This window comes from Haloactinopolyspora sp. (assembly GCF_027324685.1).
Taxonomy (GTDB): Bacteria; Actinomycetota; Actinomycetes; order Jiangellales; family Jiangellaceae; genus Haloactinopolyspora.
Genome location: NZ_DAHVSH010000200.1, coordinates 19,284 through 27,676, shown reverse-complemented (window position 1 = coordinate 27,676; position 8,393 = coordinate 19,284). Strand labels below are relative to the sequence as shown.

The window sequence follows — 8,393 nt, the reverse complement described above, 5'->3', positions numbered from 1 at the left end:
CGAACACCGGTTGTCCACAGCCGCGTGACGAGCGCGAAGTTGTCCACATTTCGCCGATCTGCCCATGCCGCGCTCGCTTGCGCCGAGCAAGCCTGAGGGAACGCCGGGTCGATCACCCGGTGACACCACCCGAAAGGATCCGCCATGCAGCTCACCAGTACCACCGCCGGCATCGCGATCACGGCAGTGACCGCCCTGGGCTTCGTTCCCGCCGCGCAAGCCACGCCCCGCGCCGCCACACCCCCGGTAGCTACGCCACCGTCAGCGGGGTCACCGGCCGATGCTGGCTGGTCGACGGCAGAGTCGCCGGCCATGTCGCCGGCCATGTCCCCGCCGATGTCCCCAACTCTGTCGCCAGCCGGGTCGACCGGGCCGATTCACGTGGGCCGTTCCCCATCCGCGTGTCCGTCGGCGGCCCCGATGCCTGAGCGCACGCACGTCGTGGACGGCTTTCGACTCGGGTGGCTCCCGCCGGGGCTGGGCACGTCCGTGTCCGACTTCACGTATGAGTGGGACGACGTATCGTTCACCTCGCGGGTGTGGGAGACGGGCTCCGACGACGCTGGGTGGCGCGTCGATATGCAGGTCACGGTGATGCGCGGCGACGTGCTCAGCGATCCGGCCGCGATGCATGCCTACCTCGCGCGGTATCACGAGCGTGATCCCGAGACGTGGGCACGCACGCCGTTCGATCACCTCGGAGACCCCGGCTTTCGTGCCGAGACGGCGTTGTTCTGGCTGGCCGAGCCGGGCGTGGCGGTCTGGGTCCACCTCGACGGCGAGCGCTTCTCCGATCAGCAATTGGTGCGCACGGCCTGCGGCGTCACCGGCACGACCAGCGGTATCGCCACGACCAGCGGTACCGCCACGAGCGGCACCGGCTGAGAGCCCGCACGTCAGCGAACACAGCACGACGACACCGCGGCGACCCCCGTCACTCCGCGAGCTCACGTAGCCGGGCCCGCATCAGGAATGCCCGCTCCGCTTCGTTCTCGGTATTCGCGGCCGCCAGCTCGTATTCCCGCGCGGCGTCTGCGGAGCGACCGAGCCGGCGGAGCAGTTCAGCCCGGACGCTGTGGAACAGGTGGTAGCCGTCGAGGTGGAGTTCGTCCACCAGGGCGAGGGCCGCTTGCGGTCCGGCGACTTCGGCGACGGCGACGGCGCGATTCAGCGCCACCACCGGGTTCGGCGAGAGCGACAGGAGGTGGTCATAAAGCTCGACGATCTGCGCCCAGTCCGTGTCCGCAGCCGTCGGGGCGTCACTGTGTACGGCATTGATGGCCGCTTGGAGCTGATACGGGCCGGGCTGGTTCCGGCGCAGGCAGCGCCGCACGATCGCCTGGCCTTCGGCGATCAGGTCTGGGTCCCACCGGGTTCGGTCCTGATCGGCCAGGAGGACGAGTTCGCCGGCGGCCGTCGTGCGGGTAGCTCGTCGCGACTCGATCAACAACATCAACGCGAGCAACCCCATGACCTCGGGCTCGTCGGGCATGAGGTTGGCCAGCAGGCGCCCGAGCCGGATCGCTTCGGCGCACAAGTCCTCGCGGGTCAGCTGGTCACCCGCGGTCGCAGTGTGGCCCTCGTTGAAGATGAGGTAGACCACGGCGAGGACGGCGTCGAGGCGATCCGGCAGGTCGGCATCGCCGGGCACGCGGTAGGGAATACCGGCAGCACGGATCTTGCCTTTCGCGCGTACCAGCCGCTGAGCCATCGTGGCCTCGGGCACCAGAAAGGCGTGGGCGATCTCTTTCGTGGTGAGCCCGCCAAGCAGTCGGAGTGTCAGCGCCACTCGGGCTGCCGGGGCCAGGGCCGGATGGCAGCAGGTGAAGATCAGGCGCAGCCGATCGTCGTGCACGGGTCCCTCCTCCACCTGGTCGTCCGGCACCTGCAGGAAAGCCGCTTCGGCATGCCGCTGCGCGCGCGAACCCTCTCGACGGACTCGATCGATCGCACGGTTGCGAGCCGTGGTGATGATCCATCCCGCCGGACTCGGCGGTAGTCCGGTGGCCGGCCATCGCTCGACGGCCACGGCGAACGCATCCTGGACCGCATCCTCCGCGACGTCGATGTCGCCGAAGGCACGGACCAGGACGGCGATCGCGCGGCCGTGTTCTTCGCGAAACACCCGCTCGATCACGGCCGCCGAGAGGTCCGCCACGCCAGTGGTCACCCCTCGGATTCGTCCACGAACGGCCGGACCTCGATCGGCAGGAGACGAATCGCCCGGGCGAGCTTGTCACCCCACTCCAAGGCAGCGTCGAGGTCGGGCACCTGGATGATCGTGAACCCCCCGACGTGCTCCTTGCCTTCGATGTACGGACCATCGGTCACCAGGGTCTCGGTGCCGTTGGCTTTCACCACCGTGGCGGTGCTCGGCGGATGCAGCCCGCCGGAGAACACCCAGACACCTGCGGCCTTCATCTCGTCCTTGACGGCGTTGAGGTCGCGCATGATGGGTTCGAGGTCCTCGGCCGGCGGCGGGTCGCCGTCGGGCTGGTAGATGGTGAGCACGTACTGCTTCATGAGTGCCTCCAGGGGATGCTCGCCGGCCGGGTACGTCCCGGCCTCACCCTCTATACGAACGACCCTCGGCCGAATCGACACTGTGGCGCGACATCGTGCGGGCTAGCGGATCTGCCAGGCCCCGGGCAGCATCAACGGACCGGCAGCGGGAAGGCCGAGCGCTGCGGCGATCGGCGCGAACCGTCCCCACGCCGACAGGCGCAGGGAGTCCAGCGATGGCATCGCCGCCTCGGCGCCGCCGGTGTCTTCGCTCGACTTCGGGGGCCGCAGCCGCTCCAGTGGCGTGCTTCGCGGCAGTTCGCGCAGTTCCACCTCGGCATCTGCCGGAAGTCCCGCGCGGTGTTTGGCCAGTTCGACTGCGCGCTCCAGGCCGCCCAGCTCATCGACCAGACCGCGTTCGTGAGCGTCCGCCCCGGTCCACACCCGTCCCCGGGCCAGGGCCTCGACCATGTCGAGTTCGAGCCCGCGGCCGGCCGCGACCTTGGTCGTGAAGTCGGCGTAGATCCGGTCGAGTGACAGGTTCAGCCGTTCCCACTCGGTGTCGCTGTAGCTGCGGGTGGACGAGAACATCAACGCGTGGCGGCCCACCGCTGCGCTGTCGTGAGTGAAGCCGATCTTGGACATCAGCTCCGACGTGACGACCTTCCCGCCGAGTACGCCGATCGACCCGGTCAACGTGCTCGGCAGCGCCACGATGGCGTCGGCATTCATCGAGATGAAGTAGCCGCCCGAGGCCGCCAGCCGGCCCATGGACACGACGACCGGCTTGCCGCGCCGACGAGCCAGGTCGACGTGGCGCCAGATCGCGTCGGAGGCCACGTACGAACCCCCCGGACTGTCGACGCGCAAGACGATCGCCTTCACCCGTTGATCCTTGATCGCCGCTCGGAACGCGCTGCTGACGGTGTCCGAGCCGGTACCGGACCCGAACGGGGTACGCGAGCTGCGCCCGAGCTGGATCGGACCGGTGGCGTGGATCAAAGCGACGGCGTCTTTGTGCCGAGGTGCGCTGAGCTGACGGGTCATGGCCTGCGTGGCCGCGCGATGATAGCGGCTGACGTACTGCAGCCGAGCCTCCGGACCGACGCGGCGTCGTAGGCCACCGTAGACCTCGTCGCGGTAGGCCAAGCCGTCGACCAACCCCGCGTCCAGCGCCTCGGTCGCCAGCAACGGAGCCCGGTCGACGAGCTCACGCACGTGGGTCTGAGACAACCCGCGAGCAGCGGCGACCACGGGGACGATCTGGTCCGACAGCGACGTGACGATCCGTTCGGACATCTCCTTGTGGGCGTCGGTGTAGCCGCGTTGAAGGTACGTGTTTGCGGCGGTCTTGTACTCGTGGCGCTGGCCGATCTCGGGTGTGACGCCGGCCTTGTCGAGGGCGTCGTGGATGAACGGCTCCTCGATGCCGATACCTGTCAGCCCGACGTCACCGGATGGCTGAAGGTAGATCTGCTCGCACGCGACCGCCAGCAGATACGGCACGTTGCCGGCCCCGAACTCCCCGAAGGTCTCGGCCCAGGCCACCGTGTGCTTCCCGGCGGCTCGGATCTTCTTGATGGCGATGCTGAGCTCCTGCGCCTGGGCCAGGGAGATCTTGGTGCCACCGACCTTGACGACCAGCGCGTGCACACGCCGATCGGACGCGGCTCGCTGCAGCCCACGGAGCACGTCGCGCATTCGGGGCTTGCGCTGCGACAGCGCCGCGGTGATCGGATCGTGCGGCGGTGCCTCGACCAGACCCTCGGTCACGTCGAGCTCGAGGACCAGCGGCGGGGTCAGCCGTCCCTTCATCGCCGTGAGTGTGTGGGTCCATCCACGCGCGTCGTCAGCCATACCTCAGCCTACGATCGGCCACGCCGGCTCACTGCCACGCGTACTCAACCGGCCACCATGTGTTCACCGTTGGCGGGCATGCCCACGGGGCCGGGCGCAGAGCCGACGGTCACACCGGTGAAGATCATCGGCATTCCCCGTGCCGCCGACAACGAGGCACGGTCCATGAGCTGGACGTGCACGTGCGGTTCGCTGGAATTGCCGCTGTTACCGCACTGCCCCAGCCGCTGCCCGGCTTGCACGACGTCACCGATGCCGACCTCGGCGGAGTCTCGCCGCAGGTGCGCCACGAGCGCGAAGCACCCGTCGCCGGTATCGATCACGATGTGGTTGCCGACGATATGGCGTGCACCGCCGATTTCCCGGATCATGCCCTCGACCAGCATGTAGAGGACGGCCCACCACCGGCTCCGGCTGCGGTGGTCGCGGGCGTCGTCGCGTACGCCGACGACACGTCCGGCCACGGGAGCGAGCACGGGCTGGCCGAACGCGGGGAAGTCCGACGGCGGGCGCATGCCCGCGCCCGCGCCGAACTCCGGGCGCGGACGATCCTCCGGGTCGAAAACGAGATCCACGGCGTGGGACTGCCCGTAGGCGCGCGTGCCGTGGCTGGGGACTTTCGTGGCCGGCGAGTTCATCGCCAGCCACCGGCCTTGGACCGGCGCGCGGACCGCCCGCGGTTCGTCAGTGCGATCACCGCCTGGTGCGAAGACGGCGGCCAGTCCGGTCACGATGAGGACCAGGCCGACGATGAGGAAGATGGCGAACGCCTGATCAGATTCCACCGGCCAGCCGTTGTCCACCGCGATACCAGCGACGGCGGAGGCCATTCCGGCCAGGATCAGCACGGTGCCGTAGCGCTGGATCGCCTGGATCGTCCGCTTCATGGCAGCACCGCCGTCAGCGTCACCAGAAGCGGAACCACACGGGTCGCGGGTATCTCGTAGCTGCCCCGGCCACTGTGGCGTAACCAACCTCCAGCGACGAGTTGGCGCAGGTGGTGGTGCAGTTGTCCGGTGCTCCCGAGGGTGTGGGTGTCGGCCAGCGCCGCCGTGGTGCGCACGCCGAGTAGTACCTGACGCAGAAGTTCCAGCCGGACCGGATGCGCGAGCGCGGTGATCGGCGCGACCCGATCGGACCACTCGGTCTGTATCAGCTCGGCCGTCCCGGCAGCTTGTTGCCACTCGACCGGCTCGCCGGTCGGTAACGTCAACGCGCCAGTGAGCAGAATCGCGCCGTCGCTTGTCGCGGGGTGATCGGCGAGCCGGCGCTTGAGCCCGTCCAGGGCCCACAAGACGCTCGAGCTCGGGCCACCAGCTTCCGCTGGTGTGCCGGCGTCGGCGTTACGGCGCTCTAGTGCATCGACTCGCTGAACGAGGTGCTCCACGGTCTCGCGAAGAGCCGTGACCTCGGCACTGTTGGTCATAGTTCGATAGTACGTAGTTACGTAATTTCATGTAAAGCGCACGCCGTCGAGTCGACTGCATCCGTAGTTTTCTGATGACGTCCGTAGCGAAGTAGTGACGTACGTCGTTTGGTGGGCTCATTTGTTGACCTCAGCAGGGCGATCGCGGCAGTGAAGCCGTCACTGGAGGGGCCAGGCTCGAGGTGCTGGCGCGCACGTCCCGTCCGCTGACTGGCCGTGAAACACGTCGCTTGGCGTGGGCGGGAAGCGAATCAGGCGTACACCTGGTCCCAGGACGACTCGTCGAGCATGGACTGGTGACAGCCATGCAGGCCGGGCGAACAGGGCAGGTGGACGACTCCGTGAGCACGTCGTGGCGTGAACGGGCAACTCCTGCCAGGTCTACGACCTCAACGAGACCGAGTTCGACCAGCACGCGATGGCAGAAGAGCCGGTCGTCGACGAGTGGCGCGTTGACGCTGTGGTCGTGTTCGACCCACCACTGGACCAGCTCACGAGGCTGGGCGTCACCTGATGATGGCCATAGGGTTCGGGTGTTCGAGGTGTTTCGGACGAACAACGAGCGCGTTCGCGAGGTGCTGATGTCTGCCGTGCCGGAACTCGCCGGCCGCTGACCGTCGTCTGACTGGGCGGCGCGGCACCCGAAGGCGCTCGTTGATCGCGGCAGTTCCCGCCTCGGCCACCTGGCTCCATGAGGAAACGTCGGAGCCGGTGGGCGACCTGGGAGTGTCACGCGGCGTCTCGGTGGTCTTGCTCGCGCGGAGGTTCGCTCGGGTCGGGCTCGCCATGGTCGTCCCGGCCGAGCCGGTCGTGCTCGTGCGGACCCGGACCATCGTGGTCGTCCTGGTCAGATTTCCGCGGCGTGTCGTGGGCAGGTCCGGCCCGGGTGGGTGTGGAGGCGTTGGTGAGACGGGTGATGAGCTCACGCGTCGTCGATGCCGGGCGCGCCGGAATGTCGTGGCCGGCGGGGTTGGTGAAGACGAACCGGCCGGGTGCGACGACCTTGATCTGCCAGCCACCCTCATGAACCGAGGTGTGGTGACGTTTGCACAGCAGGACCATTTCGTCGATGTCCGTGCGCCCACCGCGTGACCACCAGTTCACGTGGTGAGCCTGCGCCCACGCACCGGGCCGGTCACACCCGGGAAACAGACACTGATCGCCGTCACGGATACGCAACGCCCGACGCTGCGCCGCGGTCGCGGTGCGCTGGGCACGCCCGACATCCAGCGGCTGGGAACCCGGCCCGGTGATCACCCGGGTCACGCCCGCCTCACAAGCCAGACGGCGAACGGCCTCACCAGTGAGGACATTGCCATCAGGCAGCTCACCGAACCCACCGGCCCGAGCTTCCAACGTGGCCAGATCCGTGACCACCACGACGTGCGGCGCCTGCCCACCAGTCGTGGGCAGACCACCAGAATCCAGATGCCGCCGACACAACTCCACCAACGCATCAGCACGCCGCTGACCCGCCGTGCGCGAATCACCCCCACGCCCCGCACTACCCGCCTGCGCACTGCCGCCTGCCCGCGCACTGGCCCCAGCACCACCAGTAGCGACGCGCGGATCGCCCGTCGTGGACGTACTCAACGCACCAGGAGCAGCAAGAGCATCGATGGCGGCCTTCACGACAGCGCCGTCCTCAGCACCAAGCACACCAGCCAAATGCACCGCACCATCGAACGTGGTGGTCACATCCAGCCAGCGACCCTCGTCACGCCGTTCGGCCTCACGCACCGCACGCGGGTTGTCCACCGCTGCGCCCATGCCCCGCAGCCCCGCCCGCAAACGAGACGGCTCATCCACCCGCGCGGCCTCGACCAGCACATCCTGACAACCAGCCACCACATCGGTCCCCAACAGCGCGGCACCATCAACGATCGCCGCAGCATGCGGAACCCGGATCTGCCCAACGGCCAAGGCACCGGCCACCACCGGGAACTGCTGCAGCCCTCTGGCGATGCGCAACCAACGCCCCGACTCACCCGGCGCGATGCGCGCATGATGCCGAAGCCAGGCCCGCGTCGACAACCCCTCACCCTGGCCCACGCCGCGCGCATCGAACGCCGCCAACCGGGACAGGAACGCCGCCTCGGCCGCATCAGCCAACGCCCGCAACGCCAACAACTCATCTGCCACCTGCGAGTCCGGGAGATCAGCCACCGGCCCGGCCGCCACGGCCCGCGCCGCCGCGACCAACCCACCAACCTCGACCGAACTCATGTACGAAACACTATCAACCACCACCGACAACACCGGCCACACCGCGACGCGCTCGCAGCCTGCTCCCGCCGCGAGACTGGCGAGCGGCAACCGCTCGCTGAACCGGTCGTCGATGACGTCTTGCACCTGATGCACCACGTCGCTGAGATGCGACCGGTGCCGCAACAGCGCACTGGTCTGCTGTTCGTCACCGTTGCAGCGGGCATAGACCACCATCGACCGGGCGATACGCGCAGCCACCAGGGGACCGTGCCAGGCAGCCCGTTCGCGCACGGCAACACCTTCAGATGATCGACGGCTTCAGCCCGGGTGATCGGTCGAACCTCGGTCGCCATGGCGCTCTTCACGTAGAGCGAGACGCGGCTGAACAATGCGATCTCGC

8 protein-coding genes are annotated in these 8,393 nt (G+C 68.3%); 1 reads left to right on the top strand and 7 read right to left on the bottom strand.

Features of this window, described 5'->3' with window-relative positions:
- A partial coding sequence (locus tag M6444_RS21520) for a hypothetical protein (protein WP_298332200.1) occupies positions 1-182 on the bottom strand: 182 nt, incomplete at its 3' end.
- Between the two features lie 238 nt (positions 183-420).
- Between M6444_RS21520 and M6444_RS21515 the strand changes: the two genes are divergently transcribed.
- A complete protein-coding gene (locus M6444_RS21515) occupies positions 421-885 on the top strand; it encodes a hypothetical protein (RefSeq protein WP_298332197.1) in 465 nt (154 codons plus the stop codon).
- A gap of 49 nt (positions 886-934) precedes the next feature.
- Here the strand turns inward: M6444_RS21515 and M6444_RS21510 are convergent, their stop codons facing one another.
- The 6 genes from M6444_RS21510 to M6444_RS21485 form a co-directional block, all read right to left on the bottom strand.
- On the bottom strand, positions 935-2,158 hold the full coding sequence (locus M6444_RS21510; protein ID WP_298332195.1) for an RNA polymerase sigma factor: 1,224 nt from the start codon (positions 2,156-2,158) through the stop codon (positions 935-937).
- A gap of 8 nt (positions 2,159-2,166) precedes the next feature.
- Positions 2,167-2,523: a YciI family protein gene (locus M6444_RS21505; RefSeq protein ID WP_298332193.1), complete on the bottom strand. Its 357-nt coding sequence runs from the start codon at positions 2,521-2,523 to the stop codon at positions 2,167-2,169.
- Positions 2,524-2,625: 102 nt separating this feature from the next.
- Positions 2,626-4,317, bottom strand: coding sequence for a signal peptide peptidase SppA (sppA, locus tag M6444_RS21500; protein ID WP_298332190.1), 1,692 nt, complete (start codon positions 4,315-4,317; stop codon positions 2,626-2,628).
- 86 nt (positions 4,318-4,403) lie between these two features.
- Positions 4,404-5,246, bottom strand: a complete 843-nt coding sequence (locus tag M6444_RS21495) for a M23 family metallopeptidase (protein WP_298332187.1) — start codon at positions 5,244-5,246, stop codon at positions 4,404-4,406.
- Positions 5,243-5,785, bottom strand: coding sequence for a helix-turn-helix domain-containing protein (locus tag M6444_RS21490; protein WP_298332184.1), 543 nt, complete (start codon positions 5,783-5,785; stop codon positions 5,243-5,245). The genes M6444_RS21495 and M6444_RS21490 overlap by 4 nt, the downstream gene beginning before the upstream one ends.
- Before the next feature lie 729 nt (positions 5,786-6,514).
- Positions 6,515-8,284 carry a DUF222 domain-containing protein gene (locus M6444_RS21485; protein ID WP_298332181.1) on the bottom strand — a complete coding sequence of 590 codons (1,770 nt, stop codon included), beginning with the start codon at positions 8,282-8,284 and terminating at the stop codon, positions 6,515-6,517.
- Positions 8,285-8,393 lie beyond the last annotated feature (109 nt).

Coding starts and splice junctions, on each gene's coding strand:
- M6444_RS21515 (WP_298332197.1), top strand. CDS start 421: ATGCCTGAGCGCACGCACGTCGTGGACGGCTTTCGACTCGGGTGGCTC.
- M6444_RS21505 (WP_298332193.1), bottom strand. CDS start 2,523: ATGAAGCAGTACGTGCTCACCATCTACCAGCCCGACGGCGACCCGCCG.
- sppA (WP_298332190.1), bottom strand. CDS start 4,317: ATGAAGGGACGGCTGACCCCGCCGCTGGTCCTCGAGCTCGACGTGACC.
- M6444_RS21495 (WP_298332187.1), bottom strand. CDS start 5,246: ATGAAGCGGACGATCCAGGCGATCCAGCGCTACGGCACCGTGCTGATC.
- M6444_RS21490 (WP_298332184.1), bottom strand. CDS start 5,785: ATGACCAACAGTGCCGAGGTCACGGCTCTTCGCGAGACCGTGGAGCAC.